Origin of the sequence: Kitasatospora sp. NPDC051853 (assembly GCF_044452665.1) — a bacterium.
Taxonomy (GTDB): domain Bacteria; phylum Actinomycetota; class Actinomycetes; order Streptomycetales; family Streptomycetaceae; genus Kitasatospora.
Map to the genome: position 1 here is coordinate 869,009 of NZ_JBITBY010000001.1, position 23,669 is coordinate 892,677.

The 23,669-nt window shown below is 75.2% G+C and carries 23 protein-coding genes; 14 read left to right on the forward strand and 9 right to left on the reverse strand.

Annotation, left to right across the window (positions count from 1 at the left end):
* Positions 1-36: 36 nt before the first annotated feature.
* Positions 37-396, forward strand: coding sequence for a hypothetical protein (locus ACIA8O_RS03800; protein ID WP_396291889.1), 360 nt, complete (start codon positions 37-39; stop codon positions 394-396).
* On the opposite strand, the gene ACIA8O_RS03805 is transcribed toward ACIA8O_RS03800, so the two are convergent.
* From ACIA8O_RS03805 to ACIA8O_RS03820, 4 genes are all read right to left on the reverse strand, one after another.
* Entirely contained in the window at positions 356-2,353 is a 1,998-nt protein-coding gene (locus ACIA8O_RS03805; protein ID WP_396291890.1) for a sel1 repeat family protein, read from the reverse strand. The genes ACIA8O_RS03800 and ACIA8O_RS03805 overlap by 41 nt on opposite strands.
* 130 nt (positions 2,354-2,483) lie before the next feature.
* The gene (locus ACIA8O_RS03810) at positions 2,484-2,876 is read right to left on the reverse strand and encodes a cell division protein SepF (RefSeq protein WP_396291891.1); all 393 of its coding nucleotides are present in this window, start codon (positions 2,874-2,876) and stop codon (positions 2,484-2,486) included.
* 370 nt (positions 2,877-3,246) lie between these two features.
* Entirely contained in the window at positions 3,247-4,554 is a 1,308-nt protein-coding gene (locus ACIA8O_RS03815) for an ABC transporter substrate-binding protein (protein ID WP_396291892.1), read from the reverse strand.
* Positions 4,545-5,096 (reverse strand): hypothetical protein, encoded by a 552-nt coding sequence (locus ACIA8O_RS03820; protein ID WP_396291893.1) that lies wholly within the window; start codon positions 5,094-5,096, stop codon positions 4,545-4,547. The genes ACIA8O_RS03815 and ACIA8O_RS03820 overlap by 10 nt, the downstream gene beginning before the upstream one ends.
* Positions 5,097-5,366: 270 nt before the next feature.
* On the opposite strand from ACIA8O_RS03820, the gene ACIA8O_RS03825 reads away from it, so the two are divergent.
* The 5 genes from ACIA8O_RS03825 to ACIA8O_RS03845 all read left to right on the forward strand — a co-directional run bounded on the left by ACIA8O_RS03825 (position 5,367) and on the right by ACIA8O_RS03845 (position 11,812).
* A complete protein-coding gene (locus ACIA8O_RS03825) occupies positions 5,367-6,056 on the forward strand; it encodes a hypothetical protein (protein WP_396291894.1) in 690 nt (229 codons plus the stop codon).
* Positions 6,049-7,875 (forward strand): ABC transporter permease, encoded by a 1,827-nt coding sequence (locus tag ACIA8O_RS03830; RefSeq protein WP_396291895.1) that lies wholly within the window; start codon positions 6,049-6,051, stop codon positions 7,873-7,875. Before ACIA8O_RS03825 ends, ACIA8O_RS03830 begins: the two co-directional genes overlap by 8 nt.
* 77 nt (positions 7,876-7,952) lie before the next feature.
* Entirely contained in the window at positions 7,953-8,567 is a 615-nt protein-coding gene (locus ACIA8O_RS03835; RefSeq protein ID WP_396291896.1) for an ABC transporter ATP-binding protein, read from the forward strand.
* Positions 8,564-9,232, forward strand: coding sequence for an ATP-binding cassette domain-containing protein (locus tag ACIA8O_RS03840; protein WP_396291897.1), 669 nt, complete (start codon positions 8,564-8,566; stop codon positions 9,230-9,232). The genes ACIA8O_RS03835 and ACIA8O_RS03840 overlap by 4 nt, the downstream gene beginning before the upstream one ends.
* A gap of 153 nt (positions 9,233-9,385) precedes the next feature.
* Positions 9,386-11,812: a PQQ-dependent sugar dehydrogenase gene (locus ACIA8O_RS03845; RefSeq protein ID WP_396291898.1), complete on the forward strand. Its 2,427-nt coding sequence runs from the start codon at positions 9,386-9,388 to the stop codon at positions 11,810-11,812.
* 21 nt (positions 11,813-11,833) lie between these two features.
* On the opposite strand, the gene ACIA8O_RS03850 is transcribed toward ACIA8O_RS03845, so the two are convergent.
* Entirely contained in the window at positions 11,834-12,760 is a 927-nt protein-coding gene (locus tag ACIA8O_RS03850) for an RNA polymerase sigma-70 factor (RefSeq protein WP_396291899.1), read from the reverse strand.
* Between the two features lie 269 nt (positions 12,761-13,029).
* Positions 13,030-13,932 (reverse strand): class A beta-lactamase, encoded by a 903-nt coding sequence (gene bla / locus ACIA8O_RS03855; RefSeq protein ID WP_396291900.1) that lies wholly within the window; start codon positions 13,930-13,932, stop codon positions 13,030-13,032.
* 76 nt (positions 13,933-14,008) lie between these two features.
* Between bla and ACIA8O_RS03860 the strand changes: the two genes are divergently transcribed.
* Both ACIA8O_RS03860 and ACIA8O_RS03865 read left to right on the forward strand, forming a co-directional pair.
* On the forward strand, positions 14,009-14,443 hold the full coding sequence (locus ACIA8O_RS03860; RefSeq protein ID WP_396291901.1) for a DUF4240 domain-containing protein: 435 nt from the start codon (positions 14,009-14,011) through the stop codon (positions 14,441-14,443).
* On the forward strand, positions 14,440-15,012 hold the full coding sequence (locus ACIA8O_RS03865; RefSeq protein ID WP_396291902.1) for a hypothetical protein: 573 nt from the start codon (positions 14,440-14,442) through the stop codon (positions 15,010-15,012). The genes ACIA8O_RS03860 and ACIA8O_RS03865 overlap by 4 nt, the downstream gene beginning before the upstream one ends.
* Here the strand turns inward: ACIA8O_RS03865 and ACIA8O_RS03870 are convergent, their stop codons facing one another.
* Positions 15,013-15,456 carry a DUF6924 domain-containing protein gene (locus tag ACIA8O_RS03870; protein WP_396291903.1) on the reverse strand — a complete coding sequence of 148 codons (444 nt, stop codon included), beginning with the start codon at positions 15,454-15,456 and terminating at the stop codon, positions 15,013-15,015. It abuts the gene before it with no gap.
* Positions 15,457-15,508: 52 nt separating this feature from the next.
* On the opposite strand from ACIA8O_RS03870, the gene ACIA8O_RS03875 reads away from it, so the two are divergent.
* From ACIA8O_RS03875 to ACIA8O_RS03885, 3 genes are all read left to right on the forward strand, one after another.
* Positions 15,509-16,120 carry a hypothetical protein gene (locus ACIA8O_RS03875; RefSeq protein ID WP_396291904.1) on the forward strand — a complete coding sequence of 204 codons (612 nt, stop codon included), beginning with the start codon at positions 15,509-15,511 and terminating at the stop codon, positions 16,118-16,120.
* 125 nt (positions 16,121-16,245) lie between these two features.
* Positions 16,246-17,046: a GNAT family N-acetyltransferase gene (locus ACIA8O_RS03880; protein WP_396291905.1), complete on the forward strand. Its 801-nt coding sequence runs from the start codon at positions 16,246-16,248 to the stop codon at positions 17,044-17,046.
* A gap of 33 nt (positions 17,047-17,079) precedes the next feature.
* Entirely contained in the window at positions 17,080-17,547 is a 468-nt protein-coding gene (locus tag ACIA8O_RS03885; protein WP_396291906.1) for a hypothetical protein, read from the forward strand.
* A gap of 34 nt (positions 17,548-17,581) precedes the next feature.
* Here ACIA8O_RS03885 and ACIA8O_RS03890 read toward each other — a convergent pair whose 3' ends face one another.
* On the reverse strand, positions 17,582-17,896 hold the full coding sequence (locus ACIA8O_RS03890; protein ID WP_396291907.1) for a DUF6980 family protein: 315 nt from the start codon (positions 17,894-17,896) through the stop codon (positions 17,582-17,584).
* Positions 17,897-18,161: 265 nt separating this feature from the next.
* Positions 18,162-20,357: an MMPL family transporter gene (locus tag ACIA8O_RS03895; RefSeq protein WP_396291908.1), complete on the reverse strand. Its 2,196-nt coding sequence runs from the start codon at positions 20,355-20,357 to the stop codon at positions 18,162-18,164.
* Between the two features lie 327 nt (positions 20,358-20,684).
* Between ACIA8O_RS03895 and ACIA8O_RS03900 the strand changes: the two genes are divergently transcribed.
* From ACIA8O_RS03900 to ACIA8O_RS03910, 3 genes are all read left to right on the forward strand, one after another.
* A complete protein-coding gene (locus ACIA8O_RS03900; RefSeq protein ID WP_396291909.1) occupies positions 20,685-21,830 on the forward strand; it encodes a sensor histidine kinase in 1,146 nt (381 codons plus the stop codon).
* On the forward strand, positions 21,827-22,531 hold the full coding sequence (locus ACIA8O_RS03905) for a response regulator (protein ID WP_396291910.1): 705 nt from the start codon (positions 21,827-21,829) through the stop codon (positions 22,529-22,531). Before ACIA8O_RS03900 ends, ACIA8O_RS03905 begins: the two co-directional genes overlap by 4 nt.
* A gap of 116 nt (positions 22,532-22,647) precedes the next feature.
* Positions 22,648-23,637, forward strand: a complete 990-nt coding sequence (locus tag ACIA8O_RS03910) for a DUF4190 domain-containing protein (protein ID WP_396291911.1) — start codon at positions 22,648-22,650, stop codon at positions 23,635-23,637.
* Positions 23,638-23,669: the final 32 nt, after the last annotated feature.

The following is a 23,669-nucleotide window of genomic DNA, read 5'->3' on the forward strand; positions in this document are numbered from 1 at the left end:
CCGGGAGCAGGCACGCCGGGACGGGGAGGGCAGGACGTGGCACTGGTGAGGAAGGGCTCCCGGCGCATCACGGTCGGCGGCGTCGAGTACCGCTGGCGGATGAGCAGGAAGCACTGGTGCTGCGACATGGACGGCGGCACCCTGGCCTACGCGGTCGAGGACGCCGACGAGCCGGGGACGACCCTGGTGGTGGAGACCGGCCGGCCGGACGGGCCGGCCCCGGTGCTCGACCCGGCCGAGCTCGTGCTGCCCGCCGAGGTCGCGGCCGGGATCCGCGCCGCGCTGGCCCGGGGGTGGACGCCGCGGGCCGCCGGTGTGCCGTTCGTGCTGCACTTCTCCGCCGCCCGGGGCCCCGTCAGGGGTGCTGGTGCGTCACCTGCCGCAGGAGCTCGGTGATCTCACGTTCGGTCAGGCCGGGACGGTTCGCGTCCCCGTTCCGGGCGAGGGTCTCCAGGTGCCGGGCGAGGGCCTCCTGGTCGCCCTGGCGGGCGGCGAGGCGGGCCGCGACCGCCGGGGCGTCGCGGTGGCCCGGGTACTGGTCGAGGACGGCGGTCAGGAGGGTGCCGCACTCGTCGAGCCGGTCGAGCCGGAGCAGGGCCTCGGCGAGCTCCAGCCGGGGGTCCTCCGGCCCGCGGCCGAACGGGCCGGGGCCGCGGCCGCCGGCCTCCCGGAAGACCGTCAGGGCGACCCGCAGGGCGTCGACGGCCTCCTCCAGCCTGCCCTCCTGGGCGAGCAGCGCGCGGGCGAACCAGTAGGCGGCCCGGCGCTCCTGCCCGGACTCGCGCGCCAGCCGGAGCAGCGGCTCGGCCGCGGCGGCGTCGCCGTCGGCCACCATCGCCCGCCCGGCCTCGAACGCCGGGAGGGCCTCCCCGGCCTCGCCGGCGATCCGCCACAGCCGGACGGCCTCCTGCCGGTCGCCGTACTCGTCGGACTTGCTGCCGCACCACCAGGCGGCCTTCGCCACGCCAAGCTTCGCGGCGCGCCGCAGGCTGCGCTCGGCGCCCGCCATGTCCTCCAGGCGGAGCTGGAGTCGGGCGAGCTCCTCCAGCGCCTCCGGGTCCCCCGCGTCGGCGGCCGGGCGGTAGAGGTCGAGCACGTGGGCGGGCGCGGTGTCGGTGCGCCGGGTGAGCATCCGGCCCAGGGCGAGCCCGGCCTCGGGGCGGCCGCCCTCGAAGGCGCGGCGGTAGTGGCGGACGGCCTCCGGCTGGTCGCGGCGGTGGTCGAGCAGGCGGGCCAGCTCCAGCGCGGCCTCCGGGTCACCCGCCTCGGCCCGGCCGCGCAGCCCGGGCAGGCGCTGCTCGTCGGCCGGGTCCAGCAGGTTGTCCGGCGCCAGGCGGAGCTCCTCGACGGCGCCCAGGCGGGCGGCGAAGTCGTCGGTGGTGAACCGCCCGAACCAGTGGGCGGCCTCGTCCAGGCGGCGCTGGCGGAACAGCAGTTGGCTGAGGTTCCAGCAGGCGTCCTCGTGGCCCTGCCCGGCGGCCAGCCCGTACCAGTGCTCGGCCTCGTCGAGCCGGGCGCGGTGGTCGTGCAGCAGGCCCAGGCGGTAGGCGGCCTCGACGTCGCCGTCGGCGTGGGCGGCCGCCAGCAGCTGACGGGCCCGGTCGAAGTGCCCGGCCGCGTCCAGGGTTGAGGCGTGCGCGTGGACGGCGCCCTCGACGCCCAGCCCGGCGGCCCGGCGGTACAGGGGTTCGGCGAGGTCGACCAGGTGCGGGTAGGCGGCGAAGGCGTCCCGGCCGGGGAAGGCGTCGAGCACCTCCTTCGGGTCGTCCGGGCGGGCGAGCGCCTCCTCGACGGCGGCCGCGAAGCCCCAGGCCCGCCCGATGGCGTCCAGGGCCTCGTCCGCGACGTGGTCGCCCGCCGCGGAGGCGCGGTGCAAGCGCTCCTCGGCGGCCGCCCGGTCGCCGTCCCGCCGCAGCCGGAGCACCGCGCCGTTGGTGAGACAGGCCAGGCTGCCGAGCCCGGCGCCCCGGTCGTACCACTCCAGCGCGGCGGCCTCGTCGCCCCCGGCCCGCAGCAGCTCGGCCAGGCCGAACGCGCAGTCACCGTCCCGTCCGGCGGCGGAGCGGTACCACCGCTCGGCCTCCTCCCAGTCGCCCCGGTCCTTGGCGAGGACCGCCCGCCGCCGCGCGGCCCCGGCGTCGCCCTCCCCGGCGGCCCGCTCCAGCCAGGGCACCGCCTGGTCGAACCGCCCCTGCGAGACCAGCAGTTCGGCCAGCGCCCCGGCCGCACCCGGCTCGCCGGCCCGGGCCGCCCGCTCCAGCGGCGGCACGGCCTCGTCGTGCTGCTGCTTGGAGGCCGGCCGCACCCCTTCGGCCACGGGCTCGGCGGGGGAGGCGATCGAACGGTCAGTCATACCGGCGACCCTATCGGCCCCCGTGCGGGCCGGTGGCCCGGGAACGGGGCGACGCGCGGGCGGCGGCCGGGACGACGGAGAGGCCCGGGCCCCGGGAGGGGGCTCCGGGCCTCTCACGGCCGGTGCGGCGTCAGCTCTGGTTGTAGAAGCCGGTCTCGTCGAGGGGGCGGTCGATGACCATCACCTCGACGTCGGCCGGGGTGAGCAGGAAGACCCGGCGGGCGATCCGCTCGATGCCGCCCATCGTGCCGAAGACCAGGCCGGAGGCGAAGTCCACCATCCGCTTGGCCTCGGCGTCCGACATCTCCGTCACGTCCATGACCACCGGGGTGCCCGAACGGATGTGCTCGCCGACGGCGCGCGCGGCCTCGAAGCCGGTCGGCTTCAGGGAGACGATCTTCGCCGGGGCGGGGACCGCCACGGCATTCTCCTGGGTCGGCCACTGATCCTCGTACACGGCAGCCGGGTAGTGGCCGGAGGGCATCAGCCACCCGTTGTGGTGCTCGTCGCGAAGTGCTCCCATGCCGCGCCTCCCTCGTTCCGTCCCGTACTCGTCCCCCCGGGTGTACGCGCCTCTTGACGCGTCATCCATCCGTCGGAACTGTCCGAGTATCGCACTGATCACCGCTCCGGCGCCCGCCCGTGACCGCCGTACGGGCGCGGGTCGTGACAGAATCCGGACACTTCCGGGTACCTGCCGCGTCCTGGCCGGTCGGCGAACGGTTGCGCGCGTAGACCATATCGGTGTGCGCCACGGCACAGTTGACTCCTCGTCAACAGTCCGGTAACAGCTTGGCGGCGGTGGGGCGCGGGCGTGTCGAGGAGCCTCCGAGGTGTGGCGAGGCCCACTCCCGGGCCCGGTGCGCCGGACGGCGGGCGGACCCGACGGACCGTCAGGGACGGTACGGCAGACGGAGGACGTCCGGATAGCAGAGCGAACCGAACGGCGGACCCTCGCCCACCCAGCCGCCCCGGCCCCCCTCCGCCGCGTCCTGCCAGCGCGCCACCGACAGGCAGGCCCGCCCGGGCCCGACCGGCGGCGGCGTCACCACGAAGGAGGCCGGCAGCAACAGGCCGTGCGCGTCGTACGGCTGGGGCCGGTTGACGAAGCGTTCGGTGCAGGCCCTGGTCAGCTGCTCGCCGCAGGAGGCCATCGCGTCGGCCAGCCACCGCGCCGCGGCCCAGCCCTCCAGCTCCCAGCCGGAGAGCCGCCCCTCCCGCTCCGGGTACCAACGCGCCATCGCCGCGCGGAAGTCGCGCACCTCCGGGTGGGAGGTGTCGGTGTAGGCGCGGGAGGAGGCGGTGACCCAGAGCGCCCGGCGGCAGCCGGGGGTGGCGCGGTACAGCTCGCGGGCCGTCTCCGACCAGCCCTGCACGGTGGTCACCTTGGCGAGCGGCCGCACCCCGGCGCCCTCCAGGGCCTGGCAGAGCGCCACGTTCCCGCGCTGGTCCAGCGCGTCGAGCACCAGCTCCAGACCCCGGGCCTTCACGGCGGCGGCCACCGAGGGGAAGTCCGGCAGCGCGAAGTCCACCGTGTGCCGCTCCACCCGGTACCCCTCCGCGGCCAGCCCGTCCACCAACTGCCCGGCGTACCGGGCCGAGTCCGCCTGGTTGTACCCGACCACCACCGCGCTGCGGGCGCCGAGCCGCTCGCGGAAGTACCGGAAGGCCTCGGTGCCCTGGTACAGCGTGCCGTCCCAGCCGACCGACCGGCCGTCCCGTGGCGCGGAGCTGCCGTAGACGGAGTACAGGTGCGGCCAGCGCTCGTACGCGGTGCCGACGGGCTGGCCGCCCACGTCCGGCACGCCGCTCGCGCTCACGTACGGGGCGCCCGCGTAGTCGAGCACGGTGGTGGCGACCAGGGCGAAGACGTGCTCCCGGTCGATCAGGCGGTGCGCGCAGTCCTGGTTGCCGGCCCCGGTGGCGCCGTCGTCGCACTCGACCAGCCGGACGGTGCGGCCGCCCACGCCGCCGCGAGCGTTGAGCTCCTCGAAGAAGGCCCGCGCGCCGAACCGGGGGCCGGCGAAGGTCTCGGCGCCGGTCGGGCCGGACAGCGAGGCGAGCAGGCCGATGCGGATCTCACTGCCCGTCACCCCGTTGCCGGCCGGGCCGAAGCGGGCCTGCGGCAGGCGACTGCCGCAGGCGGTGGCCAGGACCAGCAGCAGGGCCGCAGCTGCTGCGGGGAGGCGGGTCAGCCGCATCCGGGGACGGCGGTGGCGCCGCTCTGGGCGAGCAGGCCGCAGAGGGTCGCGGTGGAGACCTTCCAGGTGCCGTTCTCCAGCACGGCCTTCCCGGCGGCGTCGGGGGCGACCACGGTGCCCTGGAGGGAGAGGGCGTAGGTGACGTCGGCGGCGGTGGGGGAGGTGAAGGCGACCTTGTCGACGGCGGCCTGCACCTGGCCGACCCTCGGGTCCTGCGCGAAGCCCTGGAGGACGGGGAGCATCTGCTCGCCGTTCTGGAGCAGGGCGGCCTTGGCGGTCAGGTCGGTGGAGGGGGAGAAGAACTTCTCGAAGTTCTGCTTGACCTGGGCCCTGGCCGCCGCCTCGTCCGCCGGCGCGGTGGCGGCACCGGTGGCGGTGGTGGTGGCGCCGGTGGCCGGTGCGCTGGTGGTGGTCTCGCCCTTGCCGGGCGGGGTGGTCTTGTCCGTGTCGTCGCCGCAGGCGGTCAGACCGGCCCCGGCGGCCAGCAGGGCGGCGAGCAGCAGGGCGGCCGTGCGGGTGCCGGGGCGTGAGGTGACGTTCATGCTCTCTCACCGTGCTCTCCCGGCCGGTGCGGGCCGCCCCGCGGTCGGTCCGGCTCCGGCCGGTTCGGCTGGGAAATCGGTCAGGTCTTCGGTCGGGTGGGGTGCTCGGCTGATCCGCGGGAACTGCCAGGCCCCGACCGGTGTGTCCTGGAGCCTGCTCCAGGTACCAGCTGCCAACGTCTCCGGTATCTCCATCAAGGCGGATACATGGGCGGATTGCAATACGAACCCGGGCGCGGCGCAACCGGGCGGCTCGGGTGGTGCGTGGCCGTGGCCGGAGTGCTCCTCTGCGTGCTCGGGTGGTTCGGCGTCTCGGGCGAGGAGTTCGCGGCACGCCAGCTCCCGTACCTGGCCTCGGCCACCGTGCCGGGGGCGGCGCTGATCGTCGCGGGGGCGGTGCTGGCCGCCGCGCGCGGTGGACGCCCGGCGGCGCCGACGGACCGTCAGGAACCGCTCCCCGACGCCCCGCCCTCCGGCCCCGGCTGGTGGGCCGTCCCGGCCGGCACCCTCAGCCACCGGGCGGACTGCCCGCTGGTCGCGGGGAAGGCCGACGCACTCCGGCTCCCCCCGGAGGCCGTCCGGGAGCGGCAGCTGACGGCCTGCCCGATCTGCGCACCCCCGCTCCTCCCGGACCCCGGCGACGGCGGCCCGGCCGCCCCCGGCACGCCGCCGCGGGGCGGGGTGGTGCCGGGGGAGGCGCTGGTCGACGGGGGTGGTTCCGGGTCGGTGTCCGACGGCGGTTCGGGCCGTGTCGCGTCGCCGTTGGGGGACTCGGGGCCAGGGCGAGGTGCTGCGCTTCCCGCCGAACCCGAACCCGAACCCGAACCCGAACCCGAACCCGAACCCGGGCCTGGGCCCGGGCCTGACGGGCCGCCCCGGGGTGGGGTCGACGGGCCGGGGGTGGGTGGTTCCGAAGCGGGGCCCGACGGGCCGCCGCGGGGCGGGGCCGGTGGTGGGTGACGGGTTGGTGGGGGACCTGGCGCTGGCCGGGTTGGGGGTGGGGAGTGCGGCGGCGCTCGGTGGGGTGGGGCTGGTCGCGGGGTACCGGGCGACGGGGGTGCTCAACCTGGCGCAGGGGGCGCAGGCGATGGTCGTCGCGTTCCTGCTGCGCGAGTTGGTGGTGGTGCGGCACTGGCCGCTCCCGCTCGCCGCCGCCTGCTGCCTGCTGCTCGCCGCCCCCGGGCTCGGCCTGCTGCTGGACCTGCTGGTCTTCCGGCCGCTGCACCGCCGGGGCGCCGGCCCGGCGGAGGCCGCCGTCGCGGGGGTCGGCGTCTTCGTGCTGCTGATCGGCCTGGCGGTGGTGGTCTGGGGCGCCACGCCGTACACCGACGCCCCGCGCCTGGTGCCGGCCACGCCGCTGGCGCTCCCCGGTGGACGGGCGCTGCGGCTGGACACCGCCGTCCAGCTGGCCCTGGTGGTGCTGCTGGCGCTCGGGACGGCGGCCGTGACCCGCTGGACCCCGTTCGGCACGACGTTGCGCGCCGTGGTGGACGACCGCCGGCTGGCCGAGCTCTCCGGCCTGCCCGCCGACCGGGTCGCCTCCGTCGGCTGGGCCTTCGGCTCGTTCACCGCGGGGCTGGTCGGCGTGGTCCTGGCGCCGAACCTGCTGCTCGATCCGTACGGCCTGCCGCTGCTGGTGCTGGAGACGGTGGCCGTGGCGGTCGCGGCCCGGCTGCGCAGCCTGCCGGTCGCGGTGGCCGGCGGGCTGGTGATCGGCGTCGCGCAGAGCGAGCTGACCCTGCTGCGGCCGCCCGGAGCGCTGCTGACGCTCACTCAGGCGGTGCAGGCGAACCTCTTCGTGGTGGCCCTGCTGGCCGCCACCCTGCTGCTCGGCGGCCGGGGCCGTCCCGTCCCGCCGCTGCCGGGCGGGGGCCGCGGTGCTCCGGGCGGCCGGGTGCTCGCCGCCGCCGTGCTGGTGGCGCCGCTGGCGCTGGGGGAGGAGCAGCTGCGCTGGGCGGTGCAGCTGCCGGCCCTGGCACTGGTGCTGCTTTCGGTCACGGTGGTGACCGGCCGGGGCGGGCAGCTCTCGCTGGGGCAGGCCGGGTACGCGGGCCTCGGGGCGCTCGGCACGGCGCTGCTGACGACGGGCCGGCTGCCCGGCCTGCCCCCGCTGGCGCCGGGGTGGGCGCTGCTGCTGGCGGTCCTGGCGGCGCTTCCGTTCGGGCTGCTCACCGGGTGGCCGGCGATCCGGCGCAGCGGGCTGGCGCTGGCGCTGGTGACCTTCGCCGTGGCCACCGCGCTGAGCCGCTTCGTGTTCCAGCAGCCGTACGCCACCGCCGGCCTGGTGCTCGCCCGGCCGTCCTGGCTGGAGCCGGACCGCGCGTTCTACGCGGCCGAGCTGGTGCTGCTGGGGGCCGGGCTGCTGGTGGCGGACCTGTTCCGGCGGGGCAGGCTCGGGCGGGCGGTGGCGGCGCTGCGGGACGACCAGGGGGCGGCGGCCGCCGCCGGGGTGCGGGTGGCCCGGCTGAAGCTGCTGGCGTTCACGGCGGGGGCGGGCCTGGCGGCGCTGGGCGGCGGGCTGCTCGGGATGGCCGGGCGGGCCTTCGACGGTGCGGAGTTCGATCCGGTGCGCGGGCTGGTCTGGTCCGCCGCGGTCCTGGTGGCGGGGGCGGACAGCGCGGTGGCGGCCGTGCTCGCGGCGGGTGCGCTGGTGGCGCTGGACGCGGCGCTGGGGCCGGGGGCCTCGGCGCTGGTGGTCGGGGTGCTGGCGGCGGGGCTCGGCCGGCTGCCGGGAGGGCTGGCGGCGGTGCTGCCGAGGGCGGTGGCGCGATGGGGGTGACGGCGGCGGGTCCGCGCCCGGCGGGCTCACGGCTGACGGTGCGTGGACTGGTGTGCCGCTTCGGCGGGATCACGGCCGTGGACGGGGTGGACCTGGCCGTGCCGCCCGGCCGGATCACCGCCCTGGTCGGCCCGAACGGCGCCGGGAAGAGCACCCTGCTGGACTGCCTGGCCGGCGCGGTGCGCCCCGACGCGGGCCGGGTGCTGCTGGACGGCCGGGACGTCACCCGGCTGCCCGCCCCGGCCCGGGCCCGGCTCGGCCTGGCCCGCACCTTCCAGCGGATCGCCGTCTTCCCCGGCCTGACGGTCGGTCAGCACGCCCTGCTGGGGGCCGAACAGGCCCGGGGCGACACCGGCTCCGCCGAGCGGGCGCTGCGCCTGTTCGGCCTGACCGGCCTGCGCGGGCGGGCGCTGGACGGTCTGCCGACGGGCACGCTGCGCCTGGTCGAGCTGGCCCGGGCGCTGGCCGGGGCGCCCGGGGTGCTGCTGCTGGACGAGCCGGCCGCCGGGCTGGACGCGGCGGAGACCGAGCGGCTGGCGGTGGTGCTGCGGGCGCTCGCGGACGACGGGGAGGCGCTGTTGCTGGTCGAGCACGACCCGGCCCTGGTGGCGCGGCTGGCCCCGGTGGTCCACCTGATGCGGGCCGGCCGGATCGCCGCCCGGGGGACGGTGCGCGAGGTGGGGGAGTGGTGAGCACGGAGGCGCGGCTGCGGGCGGTGCGCGCCGGGTACGGGCCGCTGGAGGCGCTGCACGGCGTGGACCTGGCCTTCGCCGCGGGCCGGGTCACCCTGCTGCTGGGGGAGAACGGGGCGGGGCGGACCACGGCGCTGCACGTGCTGGCCGGGCTCTGCCGTCCGACGGGGGGTCAGGTGTACTGGCGGGGGCGGGAGATCGGCCGGCTGACCCCGTACCACCGGGCCCGGCGGGGGCTGGTGCTGGTCCCGGCGGAGCGCGCGGTCTTCCCCTCGCTCTCCGTCGCCGAGCACCTGCGGGCGGCAGGGCGGGCGGCGGGGCGGGCGGCGGGGCGGGCGGACGGCGCGGTGCCGGAGGAGGTGGCGTCCGCCCTTCCGCCGGACCGCCGGGCCGGGCAACTCTCGGGCGGTCAGCAGCAGTTGCTGGCCCTGGTGACCGCGCTGGCCCGCTCGCCCCGGCTGCTCCTGCTGGACGAGCCGGAGCGCGGCCTCGCCCCGTCCCGGGCCGCCTGGCTGCACCGCGAACTGCTGCACCGCGCCGCCGCCGGCGCCACGGTGGTGATCGCCGCGCAGCGGGTGCCCGAGGCGCTGGCGCCGCAGGCCCTCGCGTACGTGCTGCACCGGGGCCGGGTGGTCTTCGCGGGCGAGGCACGGGAACTGGCCTGAATCCACCGGGCCGTGGTGGTTCGGAAAGTTTCCTAACCATACCCTTGACCGTGCCTGCCCGGGCCGGGATTCTGAACGGGCCCGCCCGGCAGGGGACTTCGCGTCCACGCCCCGGAGTCGGCGGCGAACTCCCCGACCTGCAAGGAGAATCGGATGAGAGTCAGGAACCTCGCGGCCACCGGCGGGGCCCTCGCCGCCCTGGTGCTCGGCACGGTGGCGGTGCCCCCGGCGCCGGCCGCGGCCGCCCGCTACGAGGCGGAGAACGCGACCGTGACCAAGGGTGCGGTGGAGTCCAACCACACCGGATACTCGGGGGCCGGATTCGTCAACGGCGACAACGTGGTGGGCAGTTGGGTCGAGTTCACGGTCGACGCGGCCACCGCCGGCACCGGCGTGCTGTCCGTCCGCTACGCCAACGGCACCACCGTCGACCGGCCCGCCGACATCACCGTCAACGGGGCCCAGGTGGCCGCCGCGCGGTCCTTCCCCTCCACCGGGACCTGGGACACCTGGACCACCGCCACCGTGACGGCGCAGCTCGCCGCCGGGGCCAACAAGGTCCGCCTCACCTCCAGCAGTGCCGACGGCCTGCCCAACCTCGATTACCTGGAGGTGGAGGTCACCGCGCCGAGCAGCGACTACCAGGCCGAGGACGCCGCCCTCGGCCAGGCCGCGGTGGCCACCAACCACACCGGCTTCACCGGCACCGGCTTCGTGGACTACGTCAACGCGGTCGGCTCGTACGTCGAGTTCACCGTCAGCGCCGCCACCGCCGGGACGGCCCCGCTGGCCCTGCGGTACGCCAACGGCACCACCGCCGACCGCCCGATGGACCTGGTGGTGAACGGCGCGGTGGTGGCCGCCGGGGTCTCCTTCCCGGCCACCACGAACTGGGACACCTGGGCCGTCAGGACCCTGAACGTGCCGCTGCGCGCCGGGGCCAACACCGTCCGGGCCACCGCCACCACCGCGGGCGGCGGGCCCAACCTGGACCGGATCACCGTCGGCGTCACCGCCGACACCGTGCCGCCGACCCGCCCCGGCCAGGGCGTCTGCTCCGGCATCGGCCCGAACGGCCTGACCCTGGGCTGGGCCGCCGCCACCGACAACGTCGGCGTCAGCGCGTACGACGTCTACGAGCACGGCAACAAGCTCTCCGAGGCTCCGGGCGACGCCACCGCCAAGGTGCTCACCGGGCTGGCCCCCAGCACCACCTACAACCTCACCGTGATCGCCCGCGACGCGGCCGGCAACGCCTCCCCGGCCTCCCCGGCCGTGGACTGCACCACCACCGCGAGCACCGACCCGCTGCCCACCGCGCCCGGCACGCCCACCGTCTCCGACGTCAAGGCCAGCTCCGCGACGCTGAGTTGGGGAGCCTCCAGCGACGACAAGGGCGTGCTGGCGTACGAGGTGCGCAGCGGCAGCGCGGTGCTGGCCACCGTCACCGGCACCCCGCCGGCCACCACGACCACCGTGACCGGCCTGGCCTGTGACGCCCCGTTCGCCCTCACCGTGGTGGCCAGGGACACCGCCGGCGGGTACTCCCCGGCCTCCGCGCCCGTCACCTTCACCACCGGTGCCTGCACCGCCGACGGCGGCGTGCCCGGCTCCCCGGTCACCCTCTCCTCCGGCTGGACCGTCCCCTGGGGCATCGGCTGGCTGCCCGACGGCTCCACCGCCCTGGTCACCGAACGGGATTCGTTCAAGGTCTTCCGGCAGGGCAAGGACGGCTCCAAGACCCTGGTCGGCACGGTGCCCAACGCGGTGACCACCGACGGCGAGGGCGGACTGCTCGGCGTGGCGATCGACCCCGACTGGTCGGCCAACAAGTACGTCTACTTCATGCACACCGCCTCCGAGGGCAACCGGATCGTCCGGATGACCTACAACGGCAGCGCGCTGAGCGGCTACACCGTGCTGCTCCAGGGCATCAAGAAGAACCGCTACCACAACGGCGGCCGGCTGGCCTTCGGCCCCGACGGCTATCTCTACGCCACCACCGGCGACGCCCAGACCCAGGCCCTGGCCCAGGACAAGAACTCGCTCAACGGCAAGATCCTGCGCCTGACCACGGCCGGCAAGCCGGCCCCCGGCAACCCCTTCGGCAACTACGTCTACAGCCTCGGCCACCGCAACCCGCAGGGCCTGGCCTTCGACCGCAACGGGCGGCTGTGGGAGGCCGAGTTCGGCGACTCCAAGTACGACGAGCTCAACCTCATCAAGCCCGGCGCCAACTACGGCTGGCCGACCTGCGAGGGCACCTGCTCCACCGCCGGGATGACCAACCCCAAGGCCACCTGGGCGGTCAACGTGGCCTCCCCGAGCGGCATCACCATCGTCCGCAACGTCATCTACATGGCCGCCCTCAAGGGCACCCGGATGTACCGCATCCCGATCAACGGCGACACCGAGACGGTCGGCGGCGCCACCTCCTACTACGTCGGCACCTACGGCCGCCTGCGCACCGTCACCAAGGTGCCCGGCGCGGACCAGCTCTGGCTGACCACCACCAACGCCGACAACAACGGCGGCGCGGCCGACGGCGCCGACAAGATCTTCCGCATCACCATCGGCTGACGGCTGACGGCTGACGGCGGATCAGGAGGAGGGGGTGCGGCGGGCCCGTCGCACCTCCTCGCTGACCGCCCAGGCGTCCGCCACCGGGCCGAGGTGGCGCAGCTTGTCCGGGTTGAGGACGACCCGCACGGCCTGCACCCGGCCGTCCAGCACGTCCAGCGCCAGGGCCTGGAGCACCGCCCCGTCCCGGTCCCGGAAGACGGCGCCGGGCTGGCCGTTGACCTCCCGGGCCTCCAGGGTGACGTCGATCCGCAGCAGGACCGGGAAGACCGAGGCGAGCAGCCGGGCCACGTTCCGGGCCCCGCTGACGGCACGGGCCAGCTGCGGCGCCCTGCCGCCCCCGTCCCCGACGAACTGCACGTCGGCGGCCAGCAGTTGCTGGAGCCCCTCCATGTCGCCGCCCGCCATCGCCTCGAAGAACCGGGCCGCCAGCCGGTCCCGCTCCGTACGGTCCGCCGCGAACCGCGGCCGCCCCTCGGCCATGTGCCGCCGGGCCCGCACCAGCAGCTGGCGGCAGGCCGCCTCGGAGCGGCCGACCGCCTCCGCGATCTCGTCGTAGCCGAAGCCGAACACCTCCCGGAGCAGGAACACCGCCCGCTCCAGCGGGCCGAGCCGCTCCAGCAGCAGGAGCGCCGCCATCGACACCGAGTCCGCCAACTCGGCGGCACGCTCCGGGTCCTGGTACGGATCGCTGAGCAGCGGCTCCGGGAACCACGGCCCGACGTACGCCTCCCGCCGAACCCGCGCCGAGCGAAGCACGTCGATCGACAGCCTGGTCACCGTCGCCGACAGGAAGGACTTGACCGAATCCGGCCGGGTCGCCGAGGCGTCGTACCGCAGCCAGGCCTCCTGGACGACGTCCTCGGCCTCGCTCACGCTGCCCAGGATCCGGTAGGCGATCGAGAACAGCAGCGGCCGCAGCTCCTCGAACTCCTCGACCTTGCTCATACGGGCTCCCCCTCCGGTGTCCTGACGGCTGCTCAGTGGAACTGTCCCACCCGGTGGTTCCCGGCCGGCCGGCGGGTCAGGACGTCGATCCGGTCGGCCGGGTTCTTGGTGGATGTCGTGTTCTCCTGCCACCCGTGACGGGACAGCGCCCCGTCCTGTGACACCCGCCGGTGTGAGCCGCGTCCCACCACCGCTCCCGAACGCGCCGCCGCCACCGGCCCGCGGTTCTCGCGGCGGTGGCGGCGGTCACGGTGTGCTGGCTCCCGTCGTCAGGCGAGCGCCTCCGCGACGATCGCGGCGGCCGCCGCGATCAGCGGTGCGTCGGCGGTGGCCTTCGGGTCCTGATGGGTGGTCAGGACGGTGATGGCGACCGGCCCCCGGCCGGGGGGCCAGGCCACCCCGGCGTCGTTGGCCGTGCCGTAGGCCCCGGTGCCGGTCTTCTCCGCCACCCGCCAGTCCTTCGGCAGGCCGGCCCGCAGGCGCTCGTCGCCGGTGGTGTTGCCGAGCAGCCAGGCGGTCAGCCGCTCCCGGTCGGCCCGGTCCAGCGCGCGGCCGGTGACCAGCTTCGCGTTGGTCCGGGCCAGGGCGCGCGGGCTGGTGGTGTCGGTGACCCGGCCCGGCTCGGCCGAGTTGAGCGCGGGCTCCCACCGGTCCAGCCGGGTCACCCGGTCGCCGAGCGAGCGGCAGAGGCGGGTGACGGCCTCCGGCCCGCCGAGCTCGCGCAGGAGCAGGTTGGCGGCGCAGTTGTCGCTGAACCGGATGGTGGCGTCGCAGAGCTGCTCGATCGTCAGACCGGACGCCACGTTCTTCGGGTCGCCGGTGACCGGCGCGTGGCCGGAGTCCGAGGCCTCCTGCGCGGTGTAGTGGATGACACGGTCCAACGGGCCGTCCAGGTCCCGCAGGACGGCGGCCACGGCAAGGGTCTTGAAGGTCGAGCAGAGCGGGAACAGTTCGTCGGCCCGATGGCGGACCGTGCGGCCGGAGTCGGCGGCGTGCGCGTACACACCGAGCCGGGCGCCGTGCTGCTGCTCCAGTGCGCGCAGCCGCTCCGTCACGCCGTTGCCGCCCTGCGCGGCGGAGGCTCTCCCGGCGGGTAGCAGCACGGCGACCCCCATCGCGGCGGCCCCGCCGATCATCTGACGCCGACTCGGTCCCTGAAGCGTGTTGCGCATGTCCATGCCTCCCAGGACGCCGATCGGGCCCGAACCGTTCCCGGACTGTCACATTCGTGCGGCAGGCTCTTCGGCCATGGACGAGGACACCTTCTGGCAACTGATCGCGGACTGCACGCCGCCGGGCCCCGACACGGACCACGACGCCGAGCTGCTCGCCGACATCCTGACCGAGCAGCTGGCCCGGTCCCCGGTGGACCGGGTCGAGGGCTTCGCCGAACAACTCTCCTGGGCGCTGTACCGCCTGGACCGCCGCGAGTACGGCCGGGAGCTCTCCGGGGACGCCTTCCTCTACACCCGCGCGGCGGTGGTGGCCGCCGGGCGGCAGGTCTTCGAGCGCGTCCTCCACGACCCCGGGGCCTTCGCCCCCTTCGCCGACGGGTACGTCTGGGCGGAGAGCCTGCTCTACGTACCGGACCGCGCGTACGAGCGGGTCACCGGGGAGGAGTGGACCCGGGACACCCGGTACTCCTTCGAGTCGTACTCGAACCTCGCGGGCTGGGCCGAGTGAGCGATGAGTTCCTGGACGAGGAGGAAGAGGCGCTCCTCGACGAACGGGACCGGGTCGGCTCCCGTCCGGAGGGCGGCCCGCCCGGGTTGAGCCGTTTCCTGGTGGAGGCCGACGGACCGGTGGGGGAGTACGCGGCGCGGCTGCGTGCCGTGCTGGGCGCCGCCCTCGACCGCTCGGTGGTCGAGGGCCGGGTCGACTCCCGGGTCGTCCCGCGGCCGGTGCCGGCCTGGTTCGCCGCCGTCTGCGCGGAGGACGGGCCCGTGCCCGGCTTCGCGCGCGCCGGAGCCGCCCGCTACACCGCGGCCGGCCACGGGAGCGGCTGGTCCCTGGAGAACTGGCTCTGGCGCTTCGAGCTCGACTGCCCCTTCCGCACCTGGACCTGGTGGGACGTCACCCACGCCGCCCCCGGCACCCTCTCCCTCTGGGTCGATGCCCACGGCGAGGACGCCTTCGCCGCCGACGACCTCCGCTGGGCCGCCTGCACCGCCGGCGCCCGCACCGTCAGCGGCCCGGCCCACCACCGCCTTTCGGCCTGGCAGGCCGAACCCTCGGCGGGCACCGGTGGCTGACTAGAAGGACCGCAAGACGCCGTCGGTGCCGACGGCGGCGCGGACGTCGCCGAAGTCCAGGTTGGCGATCGACAGGTTCGCGTGGATGTCGTGGAGGCGGGCCGGGACGGTGCGGACGGATCCGCCGTGCTCCTCGAACTCCTCGTCGCTGTCGCACTCGTCGCGGGTCAGGACGGCCACGGCGAGGAGGGTGTGCTCGGGGTCCCGCATGGTGAGGTGGTCGGCGAGGAAGACCACGCAGAGGTCCTCGTCGGCCGACGCTGCGGCGATCACCGCCTCCGGAGTGGCACCGGTCCAGGCGGGATCGTCGACGAAGTGGACAGCGGCCTCGCCCCAGAGTTCGGAGCACGCCGCCTTGACGGCCCGCCAGGCCGCCTCGTCGCCGAAGTCGGTGCGGAGGACGACCGCGGTGTACTCGCTGGGAGGGGTGAGGGGTGGCAGCACTTCGGGGCTCCGAACGGGAGGGGTGTCGGTGGGCACCGATAGCTTAGGGATCATGAGTTCTTCGCTGAGTGTGTACCTGCTCGACATCGAGGCCACCCGCAAGCTCGTCGGGTCCGGTGACGAGGGGCTGTTGGAGGCCGTTCGCGGCGGTTTCGGGCAGGAGTTGGCCGCGGACGACGAGTGGTTCTCGTCGGAGATCGCGAACGGTGCGCCGACGGCGTTCGAGGCGTTGCGGGCGGTGGTGCACGGCGGGCCGTTCGCGGCGCCGGCGCAGTACGCGTTCCAGTACGGCTACGCCTACAAGCGGCTGTGCGCGCTGACCGGCAGCTTCCTCGACAACTCCTCCTTCTCGCCGTTCCGGGGCTCCTGGCTGGAGATGGTCGACGAGGGGCTGCGGGCGCTGCGGATCACGGCGGTCTCGGTGGCCGAACTCGGCTACTACGACGGCCTGCCGAAGCCGATCCCGCACTACGAGCTGCCGCGCTGCGGCGAGTGGACGCATGAGGAGTGCCTGGCGGCGCTGGAGCAGTTCGAGCAGACCAAGCGCGACGGCCACGCCCCGCCGCTGGAGCCGGAGGTGGTCGAGGCCGTGATGGACGTGATCGGCTGGCTGCGCCGGGCGCAGGCGCAGCCCGGGTTCGGCGTGGTGGGGTTCGTCTCCTGAGGCCCGCCGGCGGTCGGGGGGTTCCGTGGGGCACCTCGGCGGACCGTCACCGGGGTGTCCTGGTTCTGCAACAGCGGAGCGGTCGTCCACGGAGTTCCCGGTGGTGATCTTCTAGGGTCCTGGGCATGGGACTTTCTGTTGCTGATGTCGCCGCCGCGAGTGCCGCCTGGGTGTGGGAACCGGAGAACGCCGAGGTGGTCGGGACGGACGGGTACCGGATGGTGCGGCTGCCCGAGTACTACGACTTCGACCTCTCGGTGGTGTCGTTCACGCCGAACGGGCCGCTGGGAGCGGCAGTTGACGCGGTGGTGCAGCGGGCGCGGGAGTTCCGGGTACCGGTACTGGACTGGCAGGTGCTGATCGGGCACCCGGCCGGGCTGGCGGAGGAACTGGTGGCCCGCGGTGGACGGGTGAAGCTGGAGCTGGAGGTCCTGGCGGCGGACCTGGGCAAGGGGGCGCCGCGGCTCCGGGAACCGGAGGTCGAGGTGGAGCTGCGGTGGGCGACCGACGCGGCCTCCTCGCGGGACGGGGCCGAGGTGGCGGTGACCGGCTTCGGCGGCGAACTGCCGCCCCGGGAACGGATCGAGGCGGCGGCGCTGCGGAACGCGCGGACGGTCGCGGCGGGGGAGGGCGGCACGCTGGTCGCGTACGTCAACGGCGAGCCCGCCGGGACCAGCGGGGTCGAACTGGTCGGCGGCGTAGCGCGGTTGACGGGCGGTGTGGTGGCCCCGGCCTGGCAGCGCAAGGGGGTCTACCGGGCCCTGCTGGCGGCCCGGCTCGGGTACGCAGCGGAGCACGGGGCGCGGATGGCGCTGGTGAAGGCCAATCCGGCTACCTCCGGTCCGATCCTGCGCAGGGCCGGCTTTACGGGGTACGGCCAGGAGCCGGTGTACGCGGTGCCACTGGCTCCGCCAGCGGGCGAGTGACGAAGTGTCAGCGGCACCCCTGATACTCGGCCCATGACCGAAGCCGGAGTCGACGCGGCGGCCCGCTCCCTCCGGGCCTGGCTCAACCGTCGGAGTTTCACCGACCTGTCCACCGCCGAGGTGACCGCGTTCCTCACGGACACGGTGGCGGACTGGGGCTCGGGGCTCGGCTACCGGGTCCACCGGGAGGTCGACCTGCCCTCGGCCCGGCGCGGCGGAGCCGGCGGCCGCGCCGGGCGGCTCGACCTCCAGCTCCACCACCGCTCGGGAAAGGGGCGGCCGATCAGCATCGAGGTGGACCGCAGCACCAAGCTCTGGTCCCTCGACAAGCTCGCCGAGGCCGCCGAGCTCGGTCACCTGGCCCTCTGGCTGCGATGGAGCCGGAGCCCCGTCCCCGTCGCGATCCCGCCCGCGGTCCGGCTCGTCCGCGCCCAGGTCGTCCGGCGCACCTCGCCCACCCTCGGCAAGGTCCACTCGCTCCTGCCGGACAACTGCGGATAGGGCCTGTTACAGAAGTGGATCAAAGGCTGCTTCGTCACTCCTGATGCAGCGAAGCGAGCCAGCTTCCGTCCTGGAACTCGGTGGGGATCTCGTCTTCCCACGGATCGATCCCGCGGCGCTCCAGTTCGTCGAACCATCGATCCCGCTGGGACTCGGGGAGACGCCGTCCGCACCAAGGGCAGAAGTCGATTTCGATGCTCGATGTGCCGCCGTCATGGATGATCAGCCCGTACTCCTGGAACTTGACGCTGAATCGAATCAGTGCGTCGGGGCAGGTGAAGGGGTCGTCGTGCCGGTCGCAGTGCCAGTTCGCCCGGCTCGTCATCGCCTCGCAGCAGTGGTCGGTCATGGCCTCGACTTCTCGTTGATCAGCACGATGAGTGGAAGTAGATCACGGCCTGAGCTGATCCTCAGGTGCGGCGGGGAGATCTGACGAACGCGCAGGGGGCCAGGCTGGAGCCCTTGTTGCCGGTGGACAGGAAGACGGTGGACCCGTACGGGTGCGCCGTGGCGGGACGGGCCCGCTCGTCGCAGCTGTCAATGAGCGGCTTTGAAGATCACTTCAGAAACAGGCCTGTGGCCGGCCGGTTGGACCGGCCGGCCGGAGGCCGGGATCAGTGACGGGGTGCGTACTCGGCGGCCGGGGCCGCCTCCCGGGTCTGTGCGGGAGGGGCGGGCTCGGGGCGGCGCAGGGGCCACCAGAGGTAGCGGCCGAGGAGGGCGGCGAGGGCGGGGACGAGGGCGAGGGAGAGGACGAAGGCGGAGAGCAGGATGCCGAGGGTCAGGGCGAAGGCGACCTGGGCGCTGCCGGGGGTGGTGGCGAGGGAGGCGAAGGAGCCGGCCAGGACGAGGCCCGCGGTGGCGATGGCGGGGGTGGTGTGGCGGACGGCGCGGGCCACCGCGCTGCGGGCGGGGCCGGGCCGGCGCATCTCCTCGCGGATCCGGTCGGTGATGAGGATGTTGTAGTCGGTGCCGAGGGCCACCACGAAGAGGAAGAGGACGAGCGGGAGGGTGAAGGAGACGCCCGGTTCGCCCAGGCCGTGCTGGAAGAGCAGGGTGGAGGCGCCCAGGGTGGCCGCGAAGCCGAGGCCGACCGCGAGCATCAGGACCACCGGGGCGAGCAGGCTGCGCAGCAGGAGGAGCAGGATCAGGCCGATCAGGGCGGCCGCGACCGGGAAGACCAGCCGCAGGTCGCGGTCGACGGCGTCGGAGACGTCGGCGAAGACCGCCGCGGTGCCGCCCACGTGGGCTTCGGTGCCCGCCGGGGTGTGGGCGGCGACGGTGGCGCGGACCGGGCCGGAGGCCAGCTCGCGGGCGCGGGCGCTCTGCGCGTCGGCGGTCAGGTAGAGGTCGATCCGGGCGGCCCGGCCGTCGGGGGAGAGCACCGCCGGGGTGACCTGGCCGACGCCCTCCGTACCGGACAGGGCCTTTGACAGACCGTCGAGCCGGGCCGGGGCGAGGGAGCTGCCGGTGAGGTAGACGCTGGTGGGGTCGGAGACGCCGGCCGGGAGGGCGCGGGCGATCTCGGCGGCGGTGGCGGCGGCCGGGGTGGTGGAGGCGGCGCCGCCCTGGCCGTAGTCCATCCGGATGCCGGCCATGCCCGCGGCGAGCGCGGTGAGCAGGGCGACCGAGCCGAGCAGTACGGCCAGCGGACGGCGGGCCACCAGCAGGCCGAAGCGCTCGGCGGTGGAGCCGGGGGCGGGGTGGTGGCGCAGGGTGCGCGAGGGCCAGAACATCTTCCGTCCGCAGGCGGCCAGCAGGGCCGGCATCAGGGTGAGGCTGCCGAGCAGCATCACCAGCACCGCGACGGCGATCGCCGGGCCGAGCGAGCGGAACTGCCCGAAGCTCGCCACGCCGAGGGTGGCGAAGGCGGCCACGATGGTGAGCGCGGCGGAGGTGATGGCGGTGCCGACCCGGCCGGAGACCTCGGCGGCCGCCTCCCGGGCGGGCTGCCCGGGCCGGGAGCGCAGCTGCTCGCGGAAGCGGAAGAGCAGGAAGAGCAGGTAGTCCACGCCGATGCCGAGCAGGACCACCGAGATCAGGCCGGGGGTGCTCGCGTCCAGCCGGAGGCCCGTCAGGGTGGCCATCCCGGCCACCGCCCCGTTGGCCACGCCCCCGATGAAGGTCACCGCGAGCAGCGGCAGTACGGCGGCCAGGACGCTGCGGAAGACCAGCACGTTGAGCAGCACGATCAGCGCGACCACCAGGGCGCCGCCCACGACGGTCGCGGTCCGGTTGGCCTCGGCGGTGTCGGAGATCTCGGCGAGCGCGCCGGTGTAGCCGCTGCGCAGCCCGTCGGCGGCGAAGCGGGCGCGGGCGTCGTCGCGGAAGGCGCGGAAGACCTTCTGGACGCCCTCGTCGGTCTGGTTGCCCGTCAGTTCGACGGTGAGCAGGTCGAAGGAGCCGTCGGGGGCCTGGACGGCCGGGGCGACCCGGGGGGTCTGCGAGCGGTCCGGGACCAGGAACGCGGGCTCCTCCTCCTTGCGCGGCATCTCCACCCGGTGCGCGGCCAGCTCGGCCGAACGGGCCGTGATCCGCTGCCGGTCGGCGGCGGTCAGCGGCTTGGCGTCGGCCCGGGCGACCAGCACGGTCACGGTGGTGGCGTCGGGCCGCACCCCGAAGTGCTCCTCGGCGATCCGCAGCGCGGCGGCGGAGTCGTAGCTGCGGGGCAGGAAGTCCCCGGTGCTGGACTGGGTGACGCGGGAGAGCAGCATCGGGCTGAGGACGCCGAGGGCGATGCCCAGGACCACCCAGAAGACGATCACTCGCCAGGGATTCCTGGTCGAGTACCCGGTCAGTGCGCGGATCACGTGTTCCTCCGGCGGACCGCGGGCGGCGGTCCGGTTCGAGCGGTGCGACCGGGGGTTCCCGGCCTGTTCACAGCTCATCAGCCGGGATGGCCCCGGGCGTCGTGGCAGCGGACGATCCGTGACGGGGCCTCAGCTCCCCGGGGCGGTCCGCACCCGGGACCGTGGTCCTGGTCCGGCGGCCCGGTGATCGGCCGTGGGGACCATGCCCGCCGCCCCGGGGCGCTGACAGAATGAGGGCATCGGCGCTGATCAGCGCGGTGAGGCGGATGCGGAAGGACGGACATGGGCGGGCGAGCACATCCCGGGCGGGGGCCGGAGGCCGAGGGGGTGCCCTGGACGCACACCGACGCCCTGGTGGCGGCGGGGGCGTGCACGCTCAACGTGCTCAGCTACGTGTTCTTCGGCGACCCCACCGGCGAGCACCGGGTCAGCGTGGTCGGCCTGCTGCTGGTCGCGGCGGCCGCCCTGCCACTGCTCTTCCGCCGGAGCCGTCCGCTGCCGGTGCTGGCCGCCGTGGTGCTGCTGGACGTGCTGGCCACCCTGCTGCTGCGGCTGCCCACCCACTTCGGCGCGACCCTGATCGTCGGCGTGTTCTCGGTGGCCCGGGCCTGCCCGCCCAGGGTGACGGCGGTGGCGGCCGTGGCGACGGCGGCACTGCTCTCCTGGAGCCAGACGTACGACCGCGCCGTCACCTGGCAGGAGAGCATCAGCCCGCTGCTCTCGGTCCTGTTCGTGGTCGGCGGCGGCCTGGCGGTGAACCGCTGGCAGCGCGAGGTGGCGGCCAACCGGCAGCTGCTCGCCGACCGTGCGGTGGCCGACGAACGCCGCCGGATCGCCCGGGAGTTGCACGACATCGTGGCCCACCACATCACCACCATGCAGCTGATGGCCGGTGGCGCCCGGGCCAACCTCGCCAACCCCGAGGTGGCCCGGGAGGCCCTGGTCACCCTGGAGGCCTCCGGACGGCTGGCGCTGCGCGAGATGCGGCAGCTGCTCGACGTCCTGCGCACCGGCGACGAGCCCGACGACGCCCCCGCCGCGCCCCAGCCCGGCGTGGAGGACCTCGACCGGCTGGTGGCCGAGTCCGAGCGGGCCGGACTGCCGGCCGTGCTCACCGTCGACGGCGCGCGGCGGCCGCTGCCGCCGACCGTCGGCCTGACGGTGTACCGGATCGCCCAGGAGGCGCTGACCAACGCCCGCAAGCACGCCGGACCGGCCCGCGCCGAGGTGCGGCTGACGTACCGTCCGGAGTCGGTCGCGGTGGAGGTCCGCGACGACGGCGCCGGGCCGTCGCCGGAGGCCGGCCCCGGCGGGTACGGGCTGGTCGGGATGCGGGAGCGGGTCACCCTGCACGGCGGCACCCTGACGGCCGGTCCACTGCCGGAGGGCGGCTTCGCCGTCCTCGCCGACCTACCGCTGAGCCCGGCCGAGAGCGCCGAGGCCGCCGTCCAGAACGGGGACGAGAACCGATGACCGACCAGCAGCAGGTGATCAGGGTCCTGATCGCGGACGACCAGCCGCTGGTGCGGCGGGGCCTCTCGCTGATCCTCTCGCCCGACCCGTCCTTCCAGGTGGTCGGCGAGGCCGAGGACGGCGAACAGGCCGTCGCCCGCGCGGTGGAGCTGCGCCCCGACGTGGTGGTGATGGACATCCGCATGCCGGTGCTGGACGGCGTCGGCGCCACCGAGCGGCTGGCGGCCGTGCTGCCCGGGGCCCGGGTGCTGGCCCTCAGCACCTTCGACATGGACGAGTACGTGGTGGCCGCGCTGCGCGCGGGCGCGTACGGCTTCCTGCCCAAGGACGTCTCCCCGGAGGACCTGGCCGCCGCCATCCGCACCGTCCACGCGGGCGACGCGGTGGTCGCCCCCCGGCTGCTCACCCGGCTGATCTCCAGTCACGTCCGGATCTCGCCCGCCGCCGCCCCGGTCCCGGCCGCCGCGGTGGAGGGAGGGGCGGCGGGGGACCTGACGCCCCGTGAGGTGGAGGTCTGGCGCCTGATCGCCGGGGGCCTCGACAACGCGGCCATCGCGCAGGCGCTGGAGATCAGCCAGTCCACCGTGAAGAACTACATCACCAGCATCTTCGGCAAGCTCGACGTCCGGGACCGCGCCCAGGCGGTGATCGCCGCGTACGAGTCCGGTCTGGTCACCGCCCGGCCGGGCGGTGGGGGGTGATCAGCGGCGGGGGGTTGATCAGCGGCAGGGGTTAATCAGCGGCGGGGTGACGGTGCGTCCGGCTATCGTCGCGGGGCCGCGTACCAGCGGATCCCTGCCCACGAGGAGCCCCGGCGTTGTCACAGGTCCACGACCAGCAGTCCGCCCCCACCACCGAAGCGCCCGCCGGGGAGCGCCCGCCGGCGCCGGGGAAGGACCGGAGGGCCACGGCCTCCCTGGCCGCCGGTGCCCTCGGCTTCACCGGGATCGGGGCGGTGGCGGGCGTCGTCCTCGGGGTGCTCGCGCTGCGTGCCATCGGCAACAACCCCTGGCTGGGCCGGAGCCGGGCGATCCTCGGGCTCTGCCTCTCCGGCTTCTGGATCCTGGTGCTGTCACTGGTCGTCCCGGACGTGCTGGGCATCGCCAAGGGCAACGGCAAGGTGCTGGTCAGCCAGCTGACCACCGGTCAGTGCGTGGTCGAGCTCGGCCTGAGCGGACCGGTCCCCCCGACCGTCAGCGTGGTGCCCTGCGACCGGCCGCACCGCACCGAGGTGACCGGGCTGGCCAACCTGCCGGGGGCCGCGTACCCCGAGGACGCGGTGGTCCAGCGGCACTGCCTCGCCGCCCACTACGACTACGTGCTGGACCAGGCGGCCCTGCCCGAGGGGGCGGAGGCCGGGTACGTCGGCCCGGTGAACCACATGCAGGCGCTCTGCCTGGTCCAGTCCGAGGACCTCAGGACCGGTTCGGTCCGCCAGGACCCGACGTCCTTCACGGCCGAGCAGAACGCCTACTTCGCCGCCACCCGCGGCGTCGAACAGGTGCTGACCCTGGCACCGGAGAAGCAGCCGGGCGAGGCGCCGGAGACCTACCGCGCATGGGCCCGCCGGCTGGTCGACGCCACCGACACCGCCCGGCTGGCGCTCGACCGGACGACCTGGAGCGAGCACCTGCGGCCCGCCGTCGCCAAGTACCGGGCCGAGGTGGAACAGGAGGCCCGCTGGGCCGAGGCCCTGCGCGCCGACCCGAAGTCCGAGGCGGCCCGGGCCGCCGCCGAGGGCCTGGCGGGCCTCGACTTCGGGCCCGCCAACCGCGAACTGCGCACCGCCCTCGGGCTGAAGGGCTGACTCCGTGCCAGCGCACAGACCGCTGCCCTCCG

Bases quoted from the DNA above. Each gene is read 5' to 3' on its own strand.
- ACIA8O_RS03805 (WP_396291890.1), bottom strand. From the start codon at position 2,353: ATGACTGACCGTTCGATCGCCTCCCCCGCCGAGCCCGTGGCCGAAGGG.
- ACIA8O_RS03810 (WP_396291891.1), bottom strand. From the start codon at position 2,876: ATGGGAGCACTTCGCGACGAGCACCACAACGGGTGGCTGATGCCCTCC.
- ACIA8O_RS03815 (WP_396291892.1), bottom strand. From the start codon at position 4,554: ATGCGGCTGACCCGCCTCCCCGCAGCAGCTGCGGCCCTGCTGCTGGTC.
- ACIA8O_RS03820 (WP_396291893.1), bottom strand. From the start codon at position 5,096: ATGAACGTCACCTCACGCCCCGGCACCCGCACGGCCGCCCTGCTGCTC.
- ACIA8O_RS03845 (WP_396291898.1), top strand. From the start codon at position 9,386: ATGAGAGTCAGGAACCTCGCGGCCACCGGCGGGGCCCTCGCCGCCCTG.
- ACIA8O_RS03850 (WP_396291899.1), bottom strand. From the start codon at position 12,760: ATGAGCAAGGTCGAGGAGTTCGAGGAGCTGCGGCCGCTGCTGTTCTCG.
- bla (WP_396291900.1), bottom strand. From the start codon at position 13,932: ATGCGCAACACGCTTCAGGGACCGAGTCGGCGTCAGATGATCGGCGGG.
- ACIA8O_RS03860 (WP_396291901.1), top strand. From the start codon at position 14,009: ATGGACGAGGACACCTTCTGGCAACTGATCGCGGACTGCACGCCGCCG.
- ACIA8O_RS03875 (WP_396291904.1), top strand. From the start codon at position 15,509: ATGAGTTCTTCGCTGAGTGTGTACCTGCTCGACATCGAGGCCACCCGC.
- ACIA8O_RS03880 (WP_396291905.1), top strand. From the start codon at position 16,246: ATGGGACTTTCTGTTGCTGATGTCGCCGCCGCGAGTGCCGCCTGGGTG.
- ACIA8O_RS03885 (WP_396291906.1), top strand. From the start codon at position 17,080: ATGACCGAAGCCGGAGTCGACGCGGCGGCCCGCTCCCTCCGGGCCTGG.
- ACIA8O_RS03890 (WP_396291907.1), bottom strand. From the start codon at position 17,896: ATGACCGACCACTGCTGCGAGGCGATGACGAGCCGGGCGAACTGGCAC.
- ACIA8O_RS03905 (WP_396291910.1), top strand. From the start codon at position 21,827: ATGACCGACCAGCAGCAGGTGATCAGGGTCCTGATCGCGGACGACCAG.